The organism is Neobacillus sp. OS1-32, from assembly GCF_030915425.1.
GTDB classification, from domain to species: Bacteria; Bacillota; Bacilli; order Bacillales; family Cytobacillaceae; genus Neobacillus; species Neobacillus paridis.
In genome coordinates this window covers 840,175-864,090 of sequence record NZ_CP133263.1, presented here as the reverse complement: position 1 = coordinate 864,090, position 23,916 = coordinate 840,175, and the positions used below count along the sequence as shown (strand labels likewise).

26 protein-coding genes and 1 riboswitch are annotated in these 23,916 nt (G+C 40.2%); of the genes, 11 read left to right on the top strand and 15 right to left on the bottom strand.

Annotated elements, in window-relative coordinates; genetic code table 11:
- Nucleotide 1: 1 nt before the first annotated feature.
- Nucleotides 2-108, bottom strand: a riboswitch (SAM riboswitch).
- Nucleotides 109-158: 50 nt separating this feature from the next.
- Entirely contained in the window at nucleotides 159-482 is a 324-nt protein-coding gene (locus tag RCG24_RS04530) for a BC1872 family protein (protein WP_202651611.1), read from the bottom strand.
- A 590-nt stretch (nucleotides 483-1,072) separates the two neighbouring features.
- Between RCG24_RS04530 and RCG24_RS04525 the strand changes: the two genes are divergently transcribed.
- Complete coding sequence (locus RCG24_RS04525; protein WP_308078400.1) at nucleotides 1,073-1,828, top strand: YoaK family protein; 756 nt, start codon at nucleotides 1,073-1,075, stop codon at nucleotides 1,826-1,828.
- A gap of 31 nt (nucleotides 1,829-1,859) precedes the next feature.
- On the opposite strand, the gene RCG24_RS04520 is transcribed toward RCG24_RS04525, so the two are convergent.
- Nucleotides 1,860-2,423, bottom strand: a complete 564-nt coding sequence (locus RCG24_RS04520; RefSeq protein WP_308078399.1) for a DUF2062 domain-containing protein — start codon at nucleotides 2,421-2,423, stop codon at nucleotides 1,860-1,862.
- A gap of 497 nt (nucleotides 2,424-2,920) precedes the next feature.
- Between RCG24_RS04520 and arcA the strand changes: the two genes are divergently transcribed.
- From arcA to RCG24_RS04485, 7 genes are all read left to right on the top strand, one after another.
- Entirely contained in the window at nucleotides 2,921-4,153 is a 1,233-nt protein-coding gene (gene arcA / locus RCG24_RS04515; RefSeq protein WP_308078398.1) for an arginine deiminase, read from the top strand.
- A 27-nt stretch (nucleotides 4,154-4,180) separates the two neighbouring features.
- On the top strand, nucleotides 4,181-5,182 hold the full coding sequence (gene argF / locus RCG24_RS04510) for an ornithine carbamoyltransferase (protein ID WP_374049148.1): 1,002 nt from the start codon (nucleotides 4,181-4,183) through the stop codon (nucleotides 5,180-5,182).
- Nucleotides 5,183-5,389: 207 nt separating this feature from the next.
- Entirely contained in the window at nucleotides 5,390-6,805 is a 1,416-nt protein-coding gene (arcD, locus tag RCG24_RS04505; RefSeq protein ID WP_202651621.1) for an arginine-ornithine antiporter, read from the top strand.
- A gap of 12 nt (nucleotides 6,806-6,817) precedes the next feature.
- Nucleotides 6,818-7,777, top strand: a complete 960-nt coding sequence (gene arcC, locus RCG24_RS04500) for a carbamate kinase (protein WP_202651623.1) — start codon at nucleotides 6,818-6,820, stop codon at nucleotides 7,775-7,777.
- A gap of 424 nt (nucleotides 7,778-8,201) precedes the next feature.
- Nucleotides 8,202-9,185: a GMP reductase gene (gene guaC, locus RCG24_RS04495; protein WP_308078397.1), complete on the top strand. Its 984-nt coding sequence runs from the start codon at nucleotides 8,202-8,204 to the stop codon at nucleotides 9,183-9,185.
- Between the two features lie 334 nt (nucleotides 9,186-9,519).
- On the top strand, nucleotides 9,520-10,128 hold the full coding sequence (locus RCG24_RS04490; protein ID WP_308078396.1) for a cell wall hydrolase: 609 nt from the start codon (nucleotides 9,520-9,522) through the stop codon (nucleotides 10,126-10,128).
- A 314-nt stretch (nucleotides 10,129-10,442) separates the two neighbouring features.
- Nucleotides 10,443-11,114: a Dph6-related ATP pyrophosphatase gene (locus tag RCG24_RS04485; RefSeq protein WP_202651629.1), complete on the top strand. Its 672-nt coding sequence runs from the start codon at nucleotides 10,443-10,445 to the stop codon at nucleotides 11,112-11,114.
- 47 nt (nucleotides 11,115-11,161) lie between these two features.
- Here the strand turns inward: RCG24_RS04485 and RCG24_RS04480 are convergent, their stop codons facing one another.
- The 12 genes from RCG24_RS04480 to fosM all read right to left on the bottom strand — a co-directional run bounded on the left by RCG24_RS04480 (nucleotide 11,162) and on the right by fosM (nucleotide 21,018).
- Nucleotides 11,162-11,305, bottom strand: coding sequence for a hypothetical protein (locus tag RCG24_RS04480; RefSeq protein WP_202651631.1), 144 nt, complete (start codon nucleotides 11,303-11,305; stop codon nucleotides 11,162-11,164).
- Nucleotides 11,306-11,345: 40 nt separating this feature from the next.
- Nucleotides 11,346-11,480: a hypothetical protein gene (locus tag RCG24_RS04475; RefSeq protein WP_306792889.1), complete on the bottom strand. Its 135-nt coding sequence runs from the start codon at nucleotides 11,478-11,480 to the stop codon at nucleotides 11,346-11,348.
- Between the two features lie 54 nt (nucleotides 11,481-11,534).
- Nucleotides 11,535-11,801, bottom strand: a complete 267-nt coding sequence (locus RCG24_RS04470; protein WP_202651633.1) for a hypothetical protein — start codon at nucleotides 11,799-11,801, stop codon at nucleotides 11,535-11,537.
- A gap of 201 nt (nucleotides 11,802-12,002) precedes the next feature.
- Nucleotides 12,003-12,542 carry an NADPH-dependent FMN reductase gene (locus RCG24_RS04465; protein WP_308078395.1) on the bottom strand — a complete coding sequence of 180 codons (540 nt, stop codon included), beginning with the start codon at nucleotides 12,540-12,542 and terminating at the stop codon, nucleotides 12,003-12,005.
- 194 nt (nucleotides 12,543-12,736) lie between these two features.
- Nucleotides 12,737-14,116 (bottom strand): branched-chain amino acid transport system II carrier protein, encoded by a 1,380-nt coding sequence (gene brnQ / locus RCG24_RS04460; RefSeq protein ID WP_202651637.1) that lies wholly within the window; start codon nucleotides 14,114-14,116, stop codon nucleotides 12,737-12,739.
- A gap of 507 nt (nucleotides 14,117-14,623) precedes the next feature.
- Entirely contained in the window at nucleotides 14,624-15,139 is a 516-nt protein-coding gene (locus tag RCG24_RS04455) for an MgtC/SapB family protein (protein ID WP_202651638.1), read from the bottom strand.
- A 264-nt stretch (nucleotides 15,140-15,403) separates the two neighbouring features.
- Nucleotides 15,404-16,474: a permease gene (locus RCG24_RS04450; protein WP_202651640.1), complete on the bottom strand. Its 1,071-nt coding sequence runs from the start codon at nucleotides 16,472-16,474 to the stop codon at nucleotides 15,404-15,406.
- A 149-nt stretch (nucleotides 16,475-16,623) separates the two neighbouring features.
- Nucleotides 16,624-17,331, bottom strand: a complete 708-nt coding sequence (locus RCG24_RS04445) for a BsuPI-related putative proteinase inhibitor (RefSeq protein ID WP_308078394.1) — start codon at nucleotides 17,329-17,331, stop codon at nucleotides 16,624-16,626.
- A gap of 93 nt (nucleotides 17,332-17,424) precedes the next feature.
- Nucleotides 17,425-18,210, bottom strand: coding sequence for an HAD family hydrolase (locus RCG24_RS04440; protein WP_202651644.1), 786 nt, complete (start codon nucleotides 18,208-18,210; stop codon nucleotides 17,425-17,427).
- Nucleotides 18,211-18,383: 173 nt separating this feature from the next.
- Nucleotides 18,384-19,124, bottom strand: coding sequence for a type I methionyl aminopeptidase (map, locus tag RCG24_RS04435; protein WP_308079109.1), 741 nt, complete (start codon nucleotides 19,122-19,124; stop codon nucleotides 18,384-18,386).
- A gap of 516 nt (nucleotides 19,125-19,640) precedes the next feature.
- Nucleotides 19,641-20,522 carry an NAD-dependent epimerase/dehydratase family protein gene (locus RCG24_RS04430; RefSeq protein WP_308078393.1) on the bottom strand — a complete coding sequence of 294 codons (882 nt, stop codon included), beginning with the start codon at nucleotides 20,520-20,522 and terminating at the stop codon, nucleotides 19,641-19,643.
- Between the two features lie 73 nt (nucleotides 20,523-20,595).
- A complete protein-coding gene (gene fosM, locus RCG24_RS04425) occupies nucleotides 20,596-21,018 on the bottom strand; it encodes a FosM family fosfomycin resistance protein (RefSeq protein WP_202651648.1) in 423 nt (140 codons plus the stop codon).
- Between the two features lie 321 nt (nucleotides 21,019-21,339).
- Here fosM and RCG24_RS04420 point away from each other — a divergent pair, with 321 nt between their 5' ends.
- The 3 genes from RCG24_RS04420 to RCG24_RS04410 all read left to right on the top strand — a co-directional run bounded on the left by RCG24_RS04420 (nucleotide 21,340) and on the right by RCG24_RS04410 (nucleotide 23,595).
- Nucleotides 21,340-22,617, top strand: coding sequence for an IS110 family RNA-guided transposase (locus RCG24_RS04420; protein WP_308079108.1), 1,278 nt, complete (start codon nucleotides 21,340-21,342; stop codon nucleotides 22,615-22,617).
- Between the two features lie 390 nt (nucleotides 22,618-23,007).
- Nucleotides 23,008-23,268: a hypothetical protein gene (locus tag RCG24_RS04415; RefSeq protein ID WP_202651650.1), complete on the top strand. Its 261-nt coding sequence runs from the start codon at nucleotides 23,008-23,010 to the stop codon at nucleotides 23,266-23,268.
- Between the two features lie 60 nt (nucleotides 23,269-23,328).
- Nucleotides 23,329-23,595, top strand: a complete 267-nt coding sequence (locus RCG24_RS04410) for a hypothetical protein (protein WP_202651652.1) — start codon at nucleotides 23,329-23,331, stop codon at nucleotides 23,593-23,595.
- Nucleotides 23,596-23,634: 39 nt separating this feature from the next.
- On the opposite strand, the gene qoxD is transcribed toward RCG24_RS04410, so the two are convergent.
- Entirely contained in the window at nucleotides 23,635-23,916 is a 282-nt protein-coding gene (gene qoxD, locus RCG24_RS04405) for a cytochrome aa3 quinol oxidase subunit IV (protein WP_202651654.1), read from the bottom strand.

Genomic DNA, 23,916 nt, shown 5'->3' with positions numbered 1-23,916 from the left:
CGTTTTATCATCCAAAGCAGTCTATTGCTTTGCTGGTGGGAGCACCTTACGTTCTGCAGGTTGCTGTGACGTCATTGAGCCAGTTCTCTCAGCCACTCTAGATAACTATTTAATTATTATTATTGTACTACAATTATCCCAATATATCTATTACAATTTTAGCATAATTTCTGCCACATTCTTGTCGTGTCAGGAATGGAATGATGTTCGATGATGGTATAGGCAGCATTGGTGATCGCTTGGGCTAAGTTTTCTCCAGTTGCGCAAATTTCATTAAAGCAAACCCTTGAAGTCCCTTTAACCGTATAGGTATAACCCAACTGTTCCAAACGATCCACAATTTGCAACGCATGGTTAAGGTTTTGCTCCGGTTGGAATTCAGTATCTTGTATGAAAATCCCCTTTTCATAGTCGTACCAGCGATCCCAGCGATTTAATTTCCAGCCCATAATTCTTCGCGCAATTGAGTCTGTTTTAACCATATTTTCTGCTCCTTCTTAAAATTTGTTATATAACACGTTTTATAAATTAATACAATTATATAACAACGAAAAATTGATTACCAGCCTTTCATTAAAAATTTTTTTAAAACTTAAACAAAGGCTTTTAAAACTAGAAAGTTCTAACTAATCACTGGCTTTTAACAGAGTAATTCGATGACGGATCTAGCGGTTCTACAAAAAACCATGCTCTTTTCGTTCACTAGAACGTACAATGTGAAAAACGTAGTTGGTGATAGGATGCATACGATTATTACCGGAACAAATGGCCCCATGTACTTAGGTTACCCTCCGCCGATGTTTGGACCGTGGAATCAACCGATTCATCCTCATAGTGTTCAATTGGGGCATACCATCTACCATATTGTCCCTTTGCTTTTCGGTTATCCGCCAGCATTCCCTTATTTTGGTCCGTACGTCCCCTTCCGTGTGGGAACTCAAAAGTTAGTGAAAGGCTGCAAATATACTGGACTACACAAAAAAAGACCTTATTAGCTCATTAATAAAATAAGGTCACTCCGGGAAAAATAAAGATTGTAATTTTTGCTAACAGTTTGTTTAGGGAGAGATCCATGGAAAAGACTCATGATCAGTCTAAACTAAATATCGCGATACCCTATGTGAGAAGAACAGTAAATATCAGGAAGGTGAAGCTTCCGCAAATTACAGCGGAATCCATTGGTTTGGGGGTATTATTAGCTTTAATTGGGGGATATCTTGATGCTTACACGTATGTTAGTCGGGATGGAGTGTTTGCTACATCCCAGACCGGCAACCTCGTCTTATTAGGTGTGGTAACCGCACAAGGACATTGGGCTCAAGGATTAAAGCATATTCCCCCGATTTTTGCGTTTGTCATCGGAGTGGTCGTTGCAGAAGGATTAAAACATCCAAATATCACCCGAACGTTTCCATTTCCTGCTAGGACAGTGCTGTTGTTGGAAAGTATTGTCCTTTTATTTGTCGGAACCTGGCCGGCCGAGATACCAAATACCGTGGTAACATTAACGATTGCCTTTGTTTCATCGGTGCAAATTTCATCCTTTCGCACGCTGGTGAGATGGCCTTATAATTCGGCGATGGTTACTGGTAATTTACGATCAGCGGCAGAAGCCGCCTATACGGCTATTATCCTCCATGATCGCCAGGGAATGCTCAAATTCATCGATTTCAGCATTATCATTCTGGCCTTTCTTGGTGGTGCTTTCATCGGCAGCCTGTTTACCCTTCACTTTGGGACAAAAGCCATTTGGTTCGCCTCAGCTATTTTACTGTGCACGATGCTCATCTTAAATACAAACCCAAAAACCCTACTCAATAAAAGTTGAAGAAAAAGGTGTCAGGAACCTGGTGATTCTTTCACAAGGTTCCTGACACTTGTCGATTTAAGTTAATCTCTCGTTTATGACGTCTGCGCTTTAACCGGTTTGCCAGTTCTTTCTCATAAAGATAATGGATGATAAAATAAGAAATCACACCGAGGACAATCCCAAAAATCGTCATTCCAACTAGAGCATGGATGCCACCGTGAAGTAATCCGACTAAACTGTGGAAATCACCGTGCAGCAATTGTTGAACAGAAAAAGCGGTATGATGACCAGGGGATAGTTCCAGTGGAAAAATAACTTTCCCTAGTTTTCTGGCGAAAGGCAGTAAAATGACCGGAAGAAATGTTAATTTGCCAATCACATTTCCAATGATGGATGCCGACAATGAAGCTCTGGACAAGCGGACAAGTGGGAAAAATATAATATAAATAAGCGAAGCGGATGATATAACCAACATTTCTAATCCAAACCCCAGAGCAAAGCCTAAGGCAACTTTATTTGCACCACCTGGCGAACGAAGCAGTTTAATGAAGTTGAACTTAAAAGCCCGTCCGAAACGTTGAAACACGTGATATTTTTTCTGTTTAATGTTCATACAAGTCAACCCCCAGGTGAAAACAAAGTAAATTGAGAAAATTTAAAATTAGGCTAATTCATCATCGATAAAATCCGATTGTTCTACAGACAAATTATATTATATTTTTTTTCTGAAAACTAGTTTTATGACCAGTCTGCTTTCTGGAAAGAAATGGGTGAAATCGTAAAACCGAAAAGAAATTTTCTTACACCCCTTTCTTTGATCACTTAATCAAATCTGCTACTAGTGACCATACCTCCTAGGAGTATCATTTCCCTTTGAATTCCCTGATTCTTTCTTCTATAAATTAAAATTACCCGCTTGAATGACATCAAATAACTTTTTTTGGAAAAAGCGAATGAGAATAAACTGCACACCACTTTTTAATAATACAAAAGAAATTAATTTTCAGTTTAGGGGTGGTGGTGTGTAAAAAGGAACTATATTTTTGAAAAGAAAATCTTGAACATGATCTAACATAGAAATTCTCTATTATGTACAAGGAGTTGAACGTATTGAAATATCCATTAAATGTTACATCGGAAATCGGAGAACTAAAAACAGTTCTGCTGAAACGACCCGGCAAAGAGTTGGAAAACTTAACACCGGAATTTTTGGAAGTATTATTATTTGATGATATTCCTTTCTTACCGGCGATTCAAAAAGAGCATGATTATTTTGCAACAACGCTTCGCAACAGAGGTGTGGAGGTCGTATATTTAGATACATTGGCGACAGAAGCGTTGATCAATGACGATGTCAGGATGAATCTTATTGAAGATTTTATGCGTGAAAGCAACTTAGTGGAGACCCGCTCCTATGAAATGGTAAAGGAATACTTAACCAGTCTTCCAAAAGATCAGTTAATTTCTACATTAATGCATGGAATTCGTAAAAACGAATTAACCAGTACAGGGAAGAAACACCTCCATGAAATGCTTGAGGATTTCGACCCATTTTACCTTTATCCATTACCAAACCTTTATTTTACCAGAGACCCGGCGGCCGTTATTGGAAATGGCGTGTCGGTCAACCGGATGAATCGCTCAGCGCGAAAACGCGAATCGTTATTCTTGCAGTATATTATCAAATATCATCCACGATTTGCCCAACACGATATTCCGCTCTGGTTTAACCGTGACGGTGCCTATTCGATCGAAGGCGGCGATGAATTAGTCATTAGCCATGACACCGTGGCTATCGGAATCAGTGCCAGAACAACTGCCCAGGCGATTGAAAAAATAGCGATCAATTTATTTAGAGGAAACAGCAATTACCAAAAAGTCATGGCAGTTGAAATCCCGAAATCAAGGGCATTCATGCATTTAGATACCGTCTTTACCATGGTCGATCACGATAAGTTCACCGTGCATCCGGGAATTCAAGGCCCTGGCGGCGAAATGAATATTTTTATCTTGGAAAGAGGAGACAGTGCCGAAGAGGTAAACATTTCTCAACGTTCCAATATCGTTGAAGCGTTACAAGAGGTTTTGAACTTAAAAGAAGTCACCCTCATTCCTTGTGGCGGCGGGGATCACATCGCTTCCGCACGTGAGCAATGGAACAACGGAAGTAACACACTTGCGATTTCTCCGGGAGTTGTGGTGACTTATGACCGTAACTATGTTTCCAATGAATTATTGCGTTCGTACGGTATCGAAGTGATCGAGGTTCAAAGCAGTGAGTTAGCCCGCGGTCGCGGCGGTCCGCGCTGTATGAGCATGCCGTTATATCGTGAAGATCTTTAATCAGCTTGCAATCACATATTTGGGAGGATCATAAAAATGGCAGTTAACTTAAGAGGCAGACATTTTTTAACATTAAAAGATTATACTCCAGAGGAAATCGAATTTCTCATTAATCAAGCAATTGAATTCAAGCGTTTAAAGTATGCAGGCGTTCCCCACAAAATGTTAAAAGGGAAAAATATTGCCCTGTTGTTTGAAAAACCATCAACCCGTACCCGCTGTGCCTTCACGGTTGCTTGTATCGACTTAGGAGCTCATCCAGAATACCTAGGTAAAGGCGATATCCAATTTGGAAAAAAAGAATCCAATCGCGATACCGCCATCGTTTTAGGCAGAATGTTTGATGGAATTGAGTTTCGCGGTTTTAAACATGAAACCGTTGAGGATTTGGCGAAATATTCCGGGGTTCCGGTATGGAATGGTTTAACCGATCTATTCCATCCAACACAAATTTTAGCTGATTTTATGACCATAAAAGAAAAGCTCGGATATTTAAAAGGCATTAAATTTGCTTATATCGGCGACGCCAGAAATAACATGGGGAACTCCTTAATGATTGGCTCAGCGAAAATGGGAATGGACTTCCGTGCCGTTGCCCCGAAGGAATTGCATCCTGCTGGGGAATTAGTCGAATATGCACAAGGTGTGGCGAAAGACACCGGAGCGAAAATTACGATTACGGATAGTATTGAAGACGGGGTCAAGGACGTTGACGTCATTTATACCGATGTTTGGGTTTCCATGGGTGAAGAAGATAAATTCGAAGAGCGGATTAACTTACTTAAGAAGTACCAAGTTAATAAACAAATGATGGCTAAGACTGGTAAAGAACATACATTATTCATGCATTGTCTTCCGGCCTTCCATGACCTGGAAACCGAAGTAGGTCGAGATATTCACCAAAAATTTGGTCTGGATGCAATGGAAGTCACCGATGAAGTATTCCGTTCGAAAAATAGCGTCGTGTTTGATGAAGCAGAGAACAGAATGCATACCATCAAAGCTGTAATGGCGGCTACGCTATCTTAAAACGCTGACTATTCTCCATGGTGTCAGGCACCTTCAAATCGTCACAATAAATGAAAACTCGCTGACTGGCGATTCCTTAAGGACGGTTCATGAGGCGGAGTTGAATTTATGCGACATAGGAAGTATAAAATTCGGAACCATTTTATACTTCCTATTAGCTAAAAGAAGGACAGGCACCACGGATGGCAGCTTAACTTCTTTTAAGAAATGAAGGTGGAAACTTTGGCAGAAAATGAAAAAAAACTTGGATTGGTTTCGCTGATTGCCCTGGTTATTGGTTCAATGATCGGCGGCGGAGCGTTTAATATCGCTTCTGATATGGCCTCGGGGGCCAGTGCCGGAGCGGTCATTCTTGGCTGGATCATCACCGGGATCGGAATGATCACCTTAGGCTTATCATTTCAAAATTTAACTAATAAACGGCCTGATTTGGAGGGTGGTGTCTTTAGCTATGCCAAAGCAGGTTTCGGAAATTATTGGGGGTTCAACTCAGCTTGGGGTTATTGGTTATCGGCATGGCTCGGCAATATTGCGTTTTTGACGTTATTATTTAGTGGGATTGGCTATTTCATACCAGTATTTACCGGAGGAAATATTGCTTCGATTATCGGCGCGTCAATCATCCTTTGGCTCATGCATTTTTTGATTTTACAAGGGGTTCAGTCGGCAGCACTGGTGAATCTGGTGGTAACCATTGGCAAGCTTGTTCCAATTATCCTTTTTATCATCATAACGATCTTTGCCTTTAATCTCGATACATTCACTCATGATTTTTGGGGTAAAAATGCCTTTAATCTATCCGATGTGTTGAGTCAGACGAAGAGTACCATGTTAGTAACCCTCTGGGTATTCATCGGAATTGAGGGGGCAGTTGTTCTTTCCAGCCGGGCCCAGAATATGAAAGATGTCGGAAAAGCAACGGTCATTGGGCTGCTTTCTACCTTGGTTATATACGTATTGATTTCCCTGTTATCCTATGGAATTATGTCACAGGCAGAGCTGGCAAAATTAAAGAGCCCTTCCATGGCTTATGTATTAAAAGACGTTGTCGGCCCTTGGGGAGCCGCAATCGTAAATTTAGGGTTAATCGTTTCCCTATTGGGAGCATTATTAGGATGGACATTATTGGCTGCGGAGCTTCCTTATGTCGCGGCAAAGGATCGCATTTTACCAAAGTATTTTGCCAAAGAAAATAAAAATAAAGCTCCGGTCAATTCATTAATTATTACCAATGTATTAGTACAAATTTTCTTGCTTACCTTGTTAATATCCGATAAACCATACCAATTTGCCTATTCATTAGCCAGTTCAGCGATACTAGTGCCATATCTTTTCTCTGCGCTCTATCAAGTAAAATACAGCAGCCAGCAAAAAAATACCGGGCAAATGGTAATCGGCATCATTGCATCCATCTATGGAATCTGGCTGTTATATGCGGCAGGACTAAGCTATTTAGTGTTAACTTCATTGTTGTACGCAATCGGTATTTTTGTCTTTCGATACGCCCAAAAGGAAAATGGCCAGAAGACATTTAAAACCTTTGAGCTTGTCTGGGCGATTATATTCATCATTCTAGCACTTGTCGCCATTATTATGTTAGCAACAGGACAAATCACGACTTAGGAGGACAAATAAATGGCAAAAAAAATTGTTGTAGCACTTGGCGGGAATGCCATCCAAACTGGTAATGGTGCCACTGCCGATGACCAAAAGCAGGCCTGCTTAAATACAGCAAAACAGTTGGTAAAATTAATTCAAGAAGGACATAAACTGATCATTGCTCACGGAAATGGACCGCAGGTAGGAAATATTGTCCTGCAGCAGCAAATGAATCAAAGTGACAAGCTTCCGGCAATGCCGCTCGATACTTGTGGTGCGATGAGTCAGGGGATGATTGGCTATTGGCTGCAAAATGCCCTTTATGAAGTATTTCATGAAAATGGAATTGACAAGAATGTCGTAACGTTAGTGACCCAGGTTCAAGTGGATGCCAATGATCCAGCCTTCCAAAATCCAACTAAACCAATCGGTTCTTTTTATACAAAAGACGAAGCAGATCATTTAGTTCAAACGAAAGGGTATAAAATGAAGGAAGATGCCGGACGCGGTTATCGCCGGGTCGTGCCATCCCCTAAACCGGTGGATATCATTGAAAAGAAGGCCATTATCGATCTGATCGAGAGTGACAATATTGTCGTTGCCAGCGGCGGCGGCGGGATCCCTGTCTCTAAAGACAATAACAAGCTTATTGGTGTCGAAGCGGTTATTGATAAAGACTTTGCCTCGGAAAAATTGGCAGAATTAGTCGATGCCGATGTCCTTTTAATCTTAACAGCTGTGGAAAATGTGGCGATTAATTTTGGTAAACCTAATCAGGAAAATCTAACGAATCTTTCTGTCAGCAAGGCGAAACAATATATAGACGAGGGACAATTTGCTCCTGGAAGCATGCTACCGAAGGTTCAAGCAGCCGTACAATTTGCTGAATCGAAGAAGGAACGACAAGCGATTATTACATCTCTTGACCACGCTTACGAGGCAGTAAGCGGAAAAACAGGTACGATCGTCGCTCAGAAGGAGCCGGTTTTAGCGTAGAAAACATTAGTTACCCAAGGATGAGGCTATTTCTTTCCTTGGGTAACTTTTTTAGCCATTCCCCCTTCCTACCTCTATTCCAAAACATTTTGTGCAAAAATTGCAGTTCTATTTGTTTTTTGCCGATATCTCCCCCAAAATTGCAGATATATTTAATTTTTTGCCGATATCCGCTTCAATTTTGCTGATATATTTCTAAATGCACCCCTGGCCAAAAATTGAAGTTATCGTAATTTTTTTGCAAATATCCAAATCCATTTTGTGGATATCTTCCAAATAACACGCCCCGCCGAAAAGTTGCAGATATATCTGACTTTTTTCAAAAAATAATTTTGACATATCCGTTAAAATATTGTACATTATCAAATGTACGAACGTTTTTTATTAAAATTTGTTTCATTATTCGTGTTTAGGGGTGTAATATATGGATACAGTATTTGATTACGAAGATATTCAACTAATTCCCGCAAAATGCGTGGTTAAAAGTCGCTCAGAATGTGATACCAGTGTAACCTTTGGTAAGCATACATTTAAATTGCCGGTTGTTCCGGCAAATATGCAAACGATCATCGATGAAAAAATAGCTGCTTTTTTAGCGGAAAATGGTTATTTTTATATCATGCATCGTTTTCAGCCGGAAAAACGGCTTGATTTTGTCAAAGATATGCAATCACGGGGGTTAATTGCCTCCATCAGTGTCGGTGTAAAAGAAGACGAATTTCAGTTCATTCAGCAGCTGGCGAAAGAAAATCTGGTGCCGGAATACATTACGATCGATATTGCCCATGGACATTCCAATTCTGTCCTCGAAATGATTCAGCATATTAAGAAATACCTGCCAGACAGTTTTGTTATAGCCGGAAACGTCGGCACCCCAGAAGCAGTCCGGGAATTAGAAAATGCCGGAGCAGATGCCACAAAAGTCGGAATTGGCCCAGGAAAAGTTTGTATCACGAAAATCAAAACCGGCTTTGGTACCGGCGGTTGGCAATTAGCAGCCCTAAGATGGTGCGCGAAGGCTGCCAGCAAGCCTGTGATTGCTGACGGCGGAATCCGAACACATGGAGATATTGCCAAATCGGTTCGCTTCGGAGCTTCGATGGTGATGATTGGCTCATTATTCGCCGGGCATGAAGAATCACCCGGTGAAACGTATGAAAAAGATGGAAAAATCTATAAAGAATACTTTGGTTCTGCTTCGGAATTTCAAAAAGGTGAGCGCCGAAATGTCGAAGGCAAGAAAATGTATGTGGAATACAAAGGTCGTTTAATCGACACTTTAATTGAGATGGAACAGGATCTCCAGTCCTCTATCTCTTATGCCGGCGGAAGAAAATTAAAAGACATTCGGACGGTTGACTATGTTGTCGTGAAAAATTCCATTTTTAATGGAGATAAGATTTATTAATAAAAAAACTTCCTTAGGGAGCGAGTTGCTTTTAAACTCGCTCCCTTTTGCTTTCTTCCTTTATACCTTCCATCATTCCACAATCCACTAACAAATTTCCTTCACTAGAATCGATCTGTTAAAAAAATTCAATTTTTCCCGCCTTAACGGGCAGTAAGACCCCCAGCTCAAGAGTCCAAGTCTACAAGGAATCTAGGTGGGGGATGAAGAAAACCCCCACTGATGGAAGTTTCACTTTATATGTAACAAAACTGTAATACTAATCTAGCGAACGGTTTCATAGAAATAGAAACAATCCAAGAGTTCTTATTTATTTGCTAGGAGGGAAAGTAAATTGAAAAAACTAGTTGCGACTCTAACAATCGTATTATCGATTCTCTTTGCTTCACCAGCATTTGCTTATACAGTGAAAACCGGGGATACCATGACAAAGATTGCCAGGGAAAATCATTCTACATTAGCGGAATTAGCAGAACTGAATCCGCAAATTCGTAATCTTGATTTGATATACGAGGGACAAACTATCCATACGATCAAACAAAAACTGAAACCGGCAAAGCAAAAAGCGAAAATGGTTGTCGGCTATTCGAAGGTGGAAATCGATTTACTTGCCAGATTAGTAAGAGCGGAAGCGGAAGCTGAGCCGTATAGGGGAAAAATAGCTGTCGCCTGCGTTGTCCTAAACCGAGTAGCAAGCCCGGCTTTTCCTGACACAATAAAAGAAGTAATCTATCAGAAGCGGCAGTTTCAGCCAGTTCAAAACGGCCAAATTAATAAACCTGCTGATGAAGCTTCTATCAAGGCTGTACGGGAAGCGCTGAAAGAGAAACGGCAGATTGCGAGAGATTCGCTATTTTTCTATAACCCCACGATTGCCACCAGCCGTTGGCTCGATTCTCGAGAGACTACACTGGTCATTGGCCATCATGTATTTAAAAAATGAACCCCTTATAATTCTGTAAAAAAAGATGTGGTTAGGTTCCATGATGAAATTATCAACAGAACCACCCTTTATCTCCATCCATTACATTCCTAAAAAATAAGTCTGGTTATTCATCATCAGATAATCCATATTACACCACAACATCAATACATTTTAATGATCATGAGAGACAACCGTAGTCAACCTTTGAATGATATTCCCCACAATACATCTCCTGACTATGCCTCATGTTGTGATTGAAGCGATAAACTTTTCAGATGAATTATGTTAGACTTGGATTATTCCAGATAAATAAACTTTAAGGATGATGACTGTTGAACAAACGAATTGTTGTATCGTGGAGCGGTGGAAAAGATGGCTGTATGACCTTACATACCTTGATTGAGCAAGGCTACGAAGTAATCTCCCTAGTTACGACGGTACCGCAGGAATTAGAGCGGACTTTCGGCCATGGGGAGCGAACAGAGATGATCCGCTTGCAGGGAGAGGCGCTTGGGATTCCTGTCCATTTTATCGAATGTACTTTTGACAGCTATACTGACAAATTTATTGAAGCAATTCAATATTTGAAACAACAATATCACATTAGCGCCATTGCCTATGGAGATTTATATTTGGATGGTCATCGCCAGTGGGGTGAAAAAGTTGCCGAGGCTGCAGGAGTCGTAGCACTTTACCCGCTTTGGACTAAAGAAGAGGCCGCGCTTGAAGCACTTAGAAACTACGTCAAATCGGGCTATCAAGCAGTTGTCATTCGAGTCCGTGATGATGTATTGGATGAATCCTGGCTAGGCAGACAAATCGACCAGTCTTTTTTACGTGATATCCAGAAAACGGCAAGCTGCCCGATGGGAGAATCCGGCGAGTATCATTCATATGTCTATGACGGGCCATTATTCGCCAAAAAGATCCAATTGGAAGGAGAAGAACTCATCCAGCTGGAAACTACAAAAAAACTAGAATTTAAAAACTTTCGGCTCGTATAAGATATTATAAATAAATACGCGGAAAAGGCAGCCGCTACGGCCGCCTTTTATTCCTTGTTATCAGATTGTTTGATAGTTACCCGCTTGGGCCGTTTTGGATAGCCATTTTTTCCTTCATCATCCGGTCCGGTAAGATTTTTTCTTTGGTCAAGAACATTTCCGGTATACTCGATTGGTCTTTGATCTTTCAAGTGTTCACCTCATTCATGGTTGTAAAATTCCCATCGGCTTTTAGCTTTTCTTTCCTTGAAATTTAAGTTTCATTTCGGCATCGCTCATATTAGGCTGTTGCCGGGGCTCCGATTTTCTAAGTGCCTTTTTCAACTCAACGGTGGCGTCATCGCCGGTATTATATCGTTTATCCAAAGAAGTCACCCCTTTTTGCTTTTAGTATGAGTTGATTTCCCTCATTCATGCATTTTAGTAGCCATTCATTAAATGAAGATTATCATAGAGAATACTGACATAACGAATAATCGTTTCCAGCCAAATCTTCTCATTTGTACTAAGAGTTTCACCGTCTTTTAATTGAAGAAAAAGATGGTAGGCTTTTTCGTCCTCTTCCGCCATTTTTATATAGTAATCCCTAGTGACACTTTGAATTGTTCCAACTGGTTTGCGGTTCTTCTCGTCCGAAAGCGATTTTTCCACAATCCCACAGTTTTCCGGATGTAATACATCGTTCACTTCATGTCCCCGCCGTCACTTAGGACGGGGACCACCCGTGCTTCCGCGATTACTTGAAAGATATCTGTATTGTTATTCCCGGTCATAGATACCACCTCACTTAAACGCCTTCAGATTTTACTTTATAGGAAAATGATAACAAAAAAAACGCAAATAAATTGCGGTTAAATGCAACTTATTTGCGTTATTAGTATGAAAAAATTATTCAGCAACAAATTGAACAAAGCGGTCGATTACCTCATCGACAAATTGAACTGTTGCTTCATTTGTTAATCTTCCGCTTTCTGGGTCAAATTTTATACTGGCTTGGTTAATCAGAATTTCATTCCCTGCTGGCGGAAACAGTTTAACCTGCATCGCTGTTAAAATTTGCCGAATGTGAAGCTGAGCCCGAATAGTACCCATTAACCCGGTAGCTGCCCCTGCCGTCATGACCGGTTTGCCTATCAGAACTTTATCAACACGGGAAAGCCAATCAAGTGCATTTTTCAATACGCCTGGGATCGACCAATTATATTCTGGGGTTATGATGATGACCCCATCCGCCTCATTTACCTTTCTTTTAAAATCAACTACTGATTGCGGAGGGTTATTTTCCTCATCCTGGTTATAAAATGGCAGTACACGAAGATCAAGAATTTCCAAATCAAATTTATCCAAATTTCGTTCCTGAATGGTGGCTGCCAAATGCCTATTGTAAGAATCCTTTCTTAAACTACCTACGATCGCGACAAGTTTCAAGTTTTTCACACCTTTTCTGATTGGATTGTACGACAATAATTTGATTATAGTAAAACAGAGCGCTAATTCTCAACCAATATGCCTTTACTTAAAGAATTTCGCGTAACTCATCATTCATTCTTTTTTAAAAATTTTCCTAAGTATTGAAGATTTTAAAAAACATCCCCACCAAAGGTGAAGATGTTCACATAAATTTAAATAGCACTTTCTGTTTTTTTCTTAAATCCAACTTTATAATATTTTCGGATTCTTACGAATAACCCTGTTAGCAAAATCGTAACCAGAACCGGAACCAACCAGCCCAATCCTTGGTTGTAAAACGGCAGAACGCTTTGATAAAATCCGATTACCGATGACATCCAGCCAAAATAATCAATTTTAACGAGCTGACAAAATGTTTTCAGTCCATCAATGATACTGATGAAAAAGGTAACGACGATGGCAGCAACATAGACAATACGCGCATGATAAAATAATTTTGAAACAAAGGTAAGCATCATTAGGGCAACTGCTAACGGATATAAGAACATTAACACAGGGATTGAAAAATTAATGATATTTGCCAAGCCAAAATTAGCAATCACGAATGATACTCCCGAAAACAGTAAAACAAACATTTTATAGCTGATTTTAGGAAATATTGTATGGAAATATTCACCACAAGCGGTGACTAATCCGATGCTTGTCGTCAGACAGGCTAGAATGATAATAATCGATAACATCACACTTCCTAACGAACCGAAATAGTGTGAGGCGGCTTTTTCGAGGACAGGCCCCCCTGTATCAAACAAGCCAAACGTCCCTGTACTTGCCGCACCTAAGTAGGCAACACCGACATAAATGATGCCGAGGAACAATACCGCTATAATGCCGGATTTTGCCGAAGTAATCAGAATTCCTCGTGACGACGTTACCCCCATCGAGCGAACCGCGTTAATGACGATAATCCCAAATACTAACGACGCCAAAGCGTCCATAGTGTTATATCCTTCCATAAAACCTTTGACGAACGCTCCGTGTGCATAAGACGCTTGCGGTGCTTCAATCGCTCCGATTGGTTTAACAAAAGCCATCACCAATAGGATAAAAAGTAAGATGAGAATCCCCGGAGACAAGATTTTCCCAACATTATCAACAATCTTAGCCGGGTTCAATGAGAACCACATCGTTACAATAAAGAACAGTAAGGTGAAGATAAATAATCCGACTTGACCGAAGCCTTCACCGACAAACGGAGCAATTCCAATATCATAAGCAACAGCCCCAGTCCTTGGAGCTGCAAAAAATGGTCCAATAGTTAAATATAAAAGTGCCGTAAAACAGACACCGTAAAGTGGATGAACTCTGCTGGCCAGCTCCTGCAAGTTTTTACTACCTGACACGCCCATTGCTAAGATGCCAAGAAACGGCAGGCCGATTCCCGTTACTAAAAATCCCGCTACCGCGAACCAAACATTTGATCCTGCCTGCTGACCGAGCGAAGCCGGAAAAATTAAGTTTCCTGCCCCAAAAAATAAGGCAAATAACATCACTCCTATAACGAAATACCGTGAAAATGGTAACTTGTTTTGCATTAAAAGTGTTCCTCCTAAAATAATCTGAAAATTCCTACTTAATATAGTACGATAATAATATTACTATTCTTATTGATAAAAATCAACCCATTTTCAAAATTATTTCGATAATTTAGATATTGTTGAATATTATTCAAAATAATTATTCGTATCTACCACCCCATCGAAAAATTATTCTATGATTATTTCAGTCTTATTTTTGACTATATTATAGGTAAAAAAATTTAATAGATCATTTTAAAAAAATCTATTCATTGAATAAAAATTCTTTTACAATAATTTTTATGCTAAATGAGATGTAGCTTACAAAAGGCTTTAGAATCAGACCGTCGGAATATGAATTCAGCGAGAATTACTAAAAAGCGATAAATTTCTCATTTATCGCTTTTTATATAACATAGTTTACATAATATATTTATGATAAATTAGGTGCCTGACACCATTAAATATCTTTCACTATTCCCCTTCAAATGAGTCGATAATTCTTAGGAAATGAGCAAGAACATTTCAGGATCTTAAATTTCTCTTTATCCTTCGTTGTTCTTCTTTTTCGGTAACATTATGTTTTTCTTCGATGAATAGGCTGATTTTGGCTAAGATAAACGTAATCAATACGGATGCAAATACGATTCCGTAAAATCCGGCACCAATTCCGATGCCGACACCTCCGGCAAAAAACACCATGGCCGCTGAAGTTAATCCTTTGACTCGTAATCCGTCTTTTAAAATTAACCCCGCACCTAAAAAACCTAAACCGGATACAATTTGCGCTGTAAGGCGCATGGGGTCCATCCGATTATTGATATTTGAACTGCCAAAAAACTCGGCACTATAAATGGAAACAATCGTGATTAACGTACAAGTTACAGAAACATAAGTAAATGTCTTCAATCCTGCAGGCTTATTCTTAGCACTGCGGTCCCAACCAATAAACATCCCGAGTAGAGCACTAATTACAAGGCGAAAATAGATCTCCAAATTTTTTAAAAAATGCTCTTCATAAAAAATGCCTAAATGATCCATCCCCATTACCTCCCTATTTTGACAATTCAGTATATAAATTAGAGAGTTTAAGTATTCGTATTTCATTAATACGCTACAATACGAAAACATCTTAAATATATTGTTATTCATATGATGCTACTTTTTAGTTTAGAAAGAAATATTACTCGAGGAAGGTTATGGCTTTTTATTAATTAGGAAGCACTTTATTGGGCAACTGCTACTTTTTAACAATTCTAAAACATTGAAAAAGGAGCCGATCATTTCGACTCCTATCTGGAAAAATTATAGAAAGAACAGGCCTGCCACGCCGCTAAAAATACTTAAGACAATGACGCCACCTGCAACAAAGAATAATACCTTTTTTGGAAATGATTTTGCTACAAGTAATAAAGATGGCAGGCTGACAGAAGGCAATGCTAATAACAAGGCACCCGCTGGTCCACCGCCAAGACCAAAGGACATAAATGTTTGAATAATAGGAATTTCAGCAGCTGTCGGAATCACGAACAGCATGCCGGCAATCGCAAAGCCAATCACAGCCAGCAGGCTATTGGCAGAAGCCGCGCTGATGTGCGGGAATAGCCAGACACGCACTGCCCCCATCACCAGAACGGAAAGAAAATAAGTTGGAACAATATATAATATCATATCACCGATACTCTTCATCCATCTCGCGGCAAATGAACGATGATCCTGTTGTTCGCTGTTTTCTATCATTTTTTCAATCTCAATAGAGTCTACCTTTGGTGCAAAGCGGTTTGCCAAATAGCTGATGCCAAATGTTAACAAAACCCCAAATACAAGGCGTAGTGCAGTAAATTTCCACGATAACACAAAGGTCATGAAAATTAATGTTGCCGGATTAAGCGTCGGGTTTCCAATCCAAAATGCCAGGCTGGCTCCAACGGATGCTTTTTTCTTGCGTAGGCCGACTGCAATTGGTGCGGCGCAGCAAGTGCACATCATTCCCGGAAGCGAAGCAAAGCCAGCTGCAGCGGTGCTGCCAAAGGAAGTTTTTCCAAGCACCTTTAACAACCAATTCGTTGGCAGTAATACTTGGACTAATGAACCGATCAGAATACCGAAAACTGCAGCTTTCCAAACTGCTGTGAAATAAGCAACGGCATAAGACCAGGCGCTGCCCCATGATACTGCAGGCAAGTCAGCTTTATCACCTAGTATTGATGTCCCAATTGAATGAGTATTCGCTGCTAAAATTGCTTTATTTAAGTATGGATACCATTTTACGTATGAAAGACCGGCAATGGTTATCAAGAGAAAGATTATAGCATAAACAACAGTCTTTTTTGTCTTTGGCTGGGCTGCTGTTAATGAACTGTTTGCTTGCGCCATATTTTGTAAAACCTCCATAATAAAAAATCGAACTTCAAAATTATATCACAATAATATATAGATATTTATCTAAAAAATAGATAGATTGGATGATTTACTATCGATTATACAGAAGTAAAAAATCCCATAGATACGTCTATGGGATAAATCTATTGCATCTTGTTGTGCTCAAACCACTTAATTTCTTTTTGCCCGCTATCATTTTCTATATAAATAAAGGATATGGGATCGCCATCTTTATATAACTTTATTTGTTCACGGGCCTGGTCAGATAATTGAAAAGCGACTGCTTTTCCGTCGATATTAACCTCTATAGTGTGCGGATCGGCCAGCCCGACCAATTTCCCTTCTCCATGCTGATAGATTGAATTCCTTACATCAAACTGTTTGATTACTTTAGCCTTTACTTCTTTGGCCAATAAAAATACTTCGATTTTATAGCTGCCATTGACAAGACCGGGGATTTTAAATACGCGGCTGATTTCTTGATTTTTGTCTAATTTTACTTCTTTTAATGCCTGGGTTGCTAGTACTTCATCGGAATATTTTTTTAGCACATGACCGTTCCCGTCATATAAAATATAATCTGCTTCCAAACCGCTTGCAAAGTTTAGTTTTTGTAGGGTACCGGTTGAATTTCTAACTTTATAAGTTACGACCACATCCTGTTTCTCTTGCTTTATTTCCAATGTTGCCTTAAATTTGGTTTCGTTTTTATTTTCAGTTGGAGTTTCCGTTTTCGATGTACCGGGATTTTCCTTTTGATTTTTATTTGTATAACTATTGGTACCGCACCCTGACATCAGTCCAATCACCAAGGCCAAACACATGAGAGATACAATTCTTTTCTTTAACATCTCTTTCAATCCCCTTTAATGCCATATAGTGGTTTCATCTTTATAGTCGCATTTCCAGGTTAGAAAGTTACAAAACTTGAAGCCCTAGATATACTATTTGAATTTTTCCAGGATCGGAAATAGTTCACTTAGATGATGAATTTCGTATGTTGGAATCACTTCATTGCGTGCTTTGTTATGGCGGTTGATCCAAACCGAGCGGATGCCGGCTCGATTTGCTCCGAGAATATCAGTCATCAAATTATCCCCAACCATTAAGGCTTCGTCTTTTTCTAACGACAATAGCTGCAAAGCATGTTGAAAAAGGGACGGGTCGGGTTTGCCCCTGCCAAAATCCCCTGAAATAACAATTTGGTCAAAATAAGGGACGAGCTCCGGTGTAATTGTTAGTTTCGTATTTTGCAAGTCTGGTGAACCGTTTGTTAATAGTAAAAGCTGGTATTGATCTTTTAAAGCATCCAAAGTTTTAAACGTATCTTCATATACAAATGGGAGCTTTTTTCGATTCTCCGGAAAACTTTCGGCTAATTGAAAACCAAAATCAGCATCATCCACGCCCATTTTTTTCAGCCCCAACGTCCAGGCATCCTTCCGATATCCAGGGACGGTTTCTTTCATTCTGTTAAACTCTTCTTTTTCATCCAGAAAATTCCCCCATAACCCTTCAAAGGGATTGATTCCAATCATTTGGGTGAAAGGGTAGAATTCATAGCTGGAATAAAGCTGTCTTGCTGCTTCACGAACCGCTTCTTCGAGGGACTCGGGATCGATCCCGTAGCGCTGCTCGGCCAGTTTGCACGTAGCTTGAAACGCTTCTTTAACACTTTTCTGATCCCATAGCAGTGTATCGTCTAAATCAAAGAAAATCGCTTTTAACATGTAGGGGCCTCACTTTCGCATCACCAATAATTTTTCGAATATTTTATTTTATACAACTACTATACAGATAATTAGATTTGCAGGCAAGAAAAGCTGCGCTGGAACAGGCTTCAGGAAACCAAATTGGGTATAGAAATGGCAGGACCTATGATTAGATCCTGCCTCGCTATTCATTATAGTGTAGTAATAATCGGTCCATCTTTTGTCAGAATCATCGTATGTTCATATTGGGCAACAAAGCTTTCTTCGGTGATATAGGTCCAGCCGTCTCCCTTTTCAAATACCTCATCTTCGAAAGTAGAAATAAATGGTTCGAAAGCAATCACCATTCCTTCCTTAAGTAATTCTCGATCAGAGGGTTCGTAGTAATTATACACATATTCTGGCGCTTCATGGATCGATCGACCGACACCATGACCGGTTAGATTCGTAATGACGTTAAAACCGTGCTGCCGTGCCGTTTGATATACAACCTTTCCAAGTCCGACTTTTCTCGCGCCGGGCTTTGCTTTTTTCAAGCCTGCTTCAAAAGCCAGTTTAGCCACCTGACATAAATTCTTCAGCACTTCATCACCATCGCCAACCACTATTGAAATGCCGGTATCGGCAAAATAGCCGTTTTTGGAGCCGGAAACGTCAATGTTGACGAGATCCCCCTCTTGAATCACACGATCCCCGGGAATACCGTGGGCTACTTCTTCATTTACACTTATGCATGCATAACCAGGAAAATCATATTCTGCTTTGGGCGCAGACATAGCTCCCTCTTTTTCAAACATCTCACCGGCGATAGTATCCAGTTCCTTTGTGGTAATTCCTGGTACCGTTCTTCTAACCAGTTCATCCCGGATTGCCGCACAAATTCTGCCAATTTCCTTTAAACCGTTTATATCTTCTTCTGTTTTTACAATCATCATTAATCCCTGCTTCTTCTTTATTTATCTTTTTTAACTACGTAGTATATTGTAGCTTTATTTTACCGAAAAAAACAAGTCTATCACCATTTCACTGCAGTAACGGGCTTGCGTAATGTAAAACAGTGAGGCTTTAATTGTTAGAGAAATTGCTGTACTGCTACTTGACCGGACCACTCTTTCTTCATCGGTTTCGGGCATGTAGAAGCCCGCTACGTGACCGGGCAACTCCTTTTTCATCGATTTCGGGCACGTAGAACTTCTCTTCAGAATATCTAAAACCTTCCTTTTAGAATCAGGCCTCCGACGTAATTAGATGCTTTACCTGTTTGGGGTAACGATGATAAATTTATATTTCCTTTTTTCCAAAATCCTATTTTTTTGGCAAACCTCATTTTGGCTAGTATATATATGAAAGCGAAAGTATTGAATGAGAAAACTTCTTGGAAATATCCAAAAAAGAGCCGATAAAGTCAGCTCTTTTTCCCAAAATTACTTTTTAAATTTAATTGACCCCTATCCAATGTTGCTGGCAATCTCCTCAATTAACGGTTTCAACCAATCATGTAAATTAGTAAATTGAAACCCGCTATTCGTGGCTTTATCATTCGACATATACCAAGAAACGGGAATGGCGTAGGGAGAGCGAATTTCATTATTGCCAACTAAAGAAATTTTTGCCTGTTTTCCAACAGCTGTCTCGATTAATTTTATTAGTTCAAATAATGAAATTTTTCCGTTTGCTGTGGCATTAATCGGACCTGACACTTCCGCCCTAGCTACCCATACTAAAAATTTTGCTGCCTCCAGATCCTGGATAAATGACATTTCTGCCTTCATATTTAAAAACCCAATAGGGTCCTCGTTCGCTATCCTTTCAATATGGAAATGTAAACGCCTTGTATAATCATCGGTTCCCATCACGATCGGGAAGCGAACAGCTACAACAGGAAATTGGCCATATTTGTAAAACACCGCTTCAGCCTGGCGCTTTCCTTCTCCATATGTAAAGTCGGAACTATTGCCCATGCGGATTTCATAATGATACGGATCAAAGTCAGTCTCAACTTTTTTGTTTCCATCCGCTTCGTACACAGCCATTGTCGACGTGAACACAAGCTTGCCAATTTTCCCGTTGAATAGTTCACAAAAGGCTTTGGCATCATTAGGGGAATAACAAATATTATCATAGACAATATCAAAACTCCGCCCTTCAACACTCTTTGCCAGTTCCTCCTTATTTGAGCGATTGACTAGTAGATGTTCGACTTTCCCCCCAAAAGGATTACCCGATTGTCCGCGAGTCACCACCGTAACATGATGCCCGCTTTCAAGTAATAACTCCACTAATTTGCGGCCAAAAAAACGGGTGCCGCCAAGAACTAAAATATTTTTCAACTGTTCTTCCTCCTAATCTAGGTTTCTTAAAAATCGCCACAGAAGATAGCTCAGTCATAATGATGTAGAAAGTTTATTCATAAAATTCCATATGAGATTTTTCCTTTTTATAGTAATCCAGTCTATCCTGCACTGTTCCTGTATGAAATTCGAACTTATGTCCATCAGGATCCATAAAATAAATAGACTTCTTATCTTTTGCGTCTCTTGACCGACCTGGAAGAATGTTTACATTCTGTTCAACCAATTTGCGGAAAATATTATCAAATTCTGCTTCCTCTATTGAAAAAGCAATATGTGTATACGACTGGTGAATCTCATTTCGGGGAATATCCTTCTCCTCATTTAAAGCAAGCCATATTCCCCGTAAATCAAAATAAGCTGTACTTCTCCCCTTGACTAACAGCTTTGCATCAAACACCTGTTGATAAAATTCTATTGAAGCCTCTAAATTAGAAACTGAAAATAATATATGATTAATACCGTGTATTTGCATCTTTTCACCTCATTAATTATCTTAAATAAGTACCCATGGAAAATGTAGTTAATATAAAAATCCGTTCCATACTGAATCAAATTTAGTTTCCTTGCCACAGATTGGGATGCGAAATTATCTCGTCAAATCGAATGGTGGTTCATTCACAAGTTTAATATTTTTTGACAATTTTGTGAACAATATGAATAATAGTATATAAGGAGCATTCCTGTTAGAAGGATTTTAGGGGACTTGAAATAAAAAGAGCCCTCTTGGTATGATACGGGGTGTCAAAGCGTCGACGAATTGACCCCTAATTTGTTAACCAAGGAGGACTCCATAATGGATTTTAAACAAAACCAAAAAATAAATCAAGTCACCGATAAAACGCTCGTTGTAGGGATCGATATTGCCAAGCAGACACACTACGCTTGCTTTGTGGATGACCGCGGCCGGGTGCTCCAAAAATCATTCTCCGTACAACAGGATGGAGGTGGATTCGAGCTATTCTATCAACGTGTATTGGCAGCCATGAAAGAAAACGAAAAAACAGAAGTCATTGTCGGGATTGAACCTACTGGCCATTACTGGCTCAATTTGGCCTACTTCCTAGAGGAGCGAGGCATTCCATTAGCTATGGTTAACCCCATGCATGTCAAGCGTTCAAAAGAGTTAGACGACAATCTACCAACCAAACATGACCGCAAAGATGCACTGGTAATTGCCCGTCTTGTAAAAGATGGACGCTTCAGCTACCCTCGTATCCTTAAAGGCATGGAGGCCGAACTGCGTGTCGGTTCATCCTTTAGAAGTAAGCTGACAGAGGAACTTGGTGCTGTCAAAAACATGATGATCCGCTGGCTAGATCGCTATTTTCCTGAATTCACTCAGGTGTTTCCGTCATTCGGAAAAATGGCATTAGCTGTACTTGAATGCACACCATTTCCAAGTGATCTTCACCAGAAACAACCCGATGAGGTGTTATCACTTTATCGCAAGGTCGAGGGGCTCAAATCCCCCCAGAGACCAAAAGCAGTGCGTCTTATAGAAGTCGCTGCCAACTCAATCGGAGTAACAGAAGGACGTGAGATGGCCCGTATCGAAATCGCCACACTAGTCCGCCGTTACCACCAGCTAGAACAAGATATCGAAAGCATTACTCAACACTTAGTTGAGCTTGTAAAAACGACCGTAGAATACAAATGGCTCTCAACGGTTCAAGGGCTTGGAGATACAACCATTGTCGATCTGTTAGCTGAAATCGGAAGCTTTTCGCACTACCAAGATCCACGCCAACTAATCAAACTCGCGGGATTAACGTTACGTGAAAATTCCTCCGGACAGCACAAAGGACAAAAACGCATCTCCAAACGAGGCAGAAGAAAGCTGCGTGCCCTCCTGTTCCGAGTAATGATGCCGATGATTCGCCACAACGAAGCCTTTAGAAAACTACATGAGTATTACACAAACCGTCAGGTTAACCCGTTACGCAAGAAGCAATCCATCGTGGTTCTATGCGGAAAGCTATTAAAAGTATTACATGGAATTAGCACAAAGCACAAAGCGTTTGACGCACAGCGAATGATGAAGGATATTCCTAGTCTCGCAGAGGCTATGTAAGCCCTACATCCCCTTAAAAGACCTAGACAACAGGATGACACGGAGAAGCTGGCACTATTTTTTCCATTCGACCTCGAGTCCCTAAAGGAGCTTCGCTAGCCTCTGCCTTATGACTAGACCGAACGAAGGAATGTAGGCACACTGATGCCCAGAGACATGGGAGGGTACGTCATCATAAGCTACGCAGAGATCCATTGTGCATCGCATAATTCCCTATCACTACTTTCCACCATTATCCAGTAGTGACCGCGTAGCGTACCCACCTGTTGGAATAGTTTCACATATTATGAAAATACTTCAGGTAACTTTGTCGAAAAATATTTTTTTGACACCGTACCAACGGCTCAAACCCTTGGTACATCAACATTTATAGAGGGAGGGATTAAAAAAATGTTAGAACAGCCAAAAATGTTTCAGGCAGTCATGATTTCAGGCGGCAGTTTACTTACTGCAGGGATTATCCTCTTCTTGTTTAGCATAATTGCAAACGGTTACAACAATGTTACTGGCATCAGTGTTGGCTTCATGATGGGGGCCGTGTTTATTTTTCTGATTGGAGCATTCTTTGTCGCCGCAGAGGAAATGCTGGAAAAAAGAGATCGCGGCAGCCAAGTCATCCCTCTGTACCTTACTAAGGGACGTCTTAAATAACACTCCTTTTCATACAAGGATCAATAAAAATGTTTCAATCATAATAAGGGGGCCGTTCTAATGAATTCACGGATGAAAATATTACATGCCACCAAATGGGCCGGCAGTATAACATTAGTAATGGGTATCATGATATTTTTCTCTGGAATTGGAAGCGGTTTAATTCCAATTATCGGTATTGGTATCGGAACCATTGTGGGAGCGATCATGTTCTTTCTTATTGGCATGCTTTTTATCACCACCGAGGAAATGGTTGAAAATACAGATAAGGGAACAGAAATTTCTCCCATTAAACCAAGAAACGGACTGTATTTAGTAAAAAGATAGAGAGCATCCCAAAAGATGCTCCCCCTTCTTAACTTTATCCTACATATCCCAAAGGAAAATAAGTAATGTCCCAAATATGGTTACCAAGGCAATCCCGATCATAAAATAGACCTTACCGTAAATGATCCATTTATCTTCTGTTTCACCGGCATGCATGAACACAACAAGCTGCAAGAGAGCCTGCACAAATGCGGTGATTAACAGCACAGTTATCCCTTGAGCAAATGTCAAATCCAAGAAGTAGACTGCCAGGGCTGCTGCTGTCAGGACTAAGGAAAAGACAAAGCCCATTATTTGTTTTCGCGGAAATAATTCGCTCAT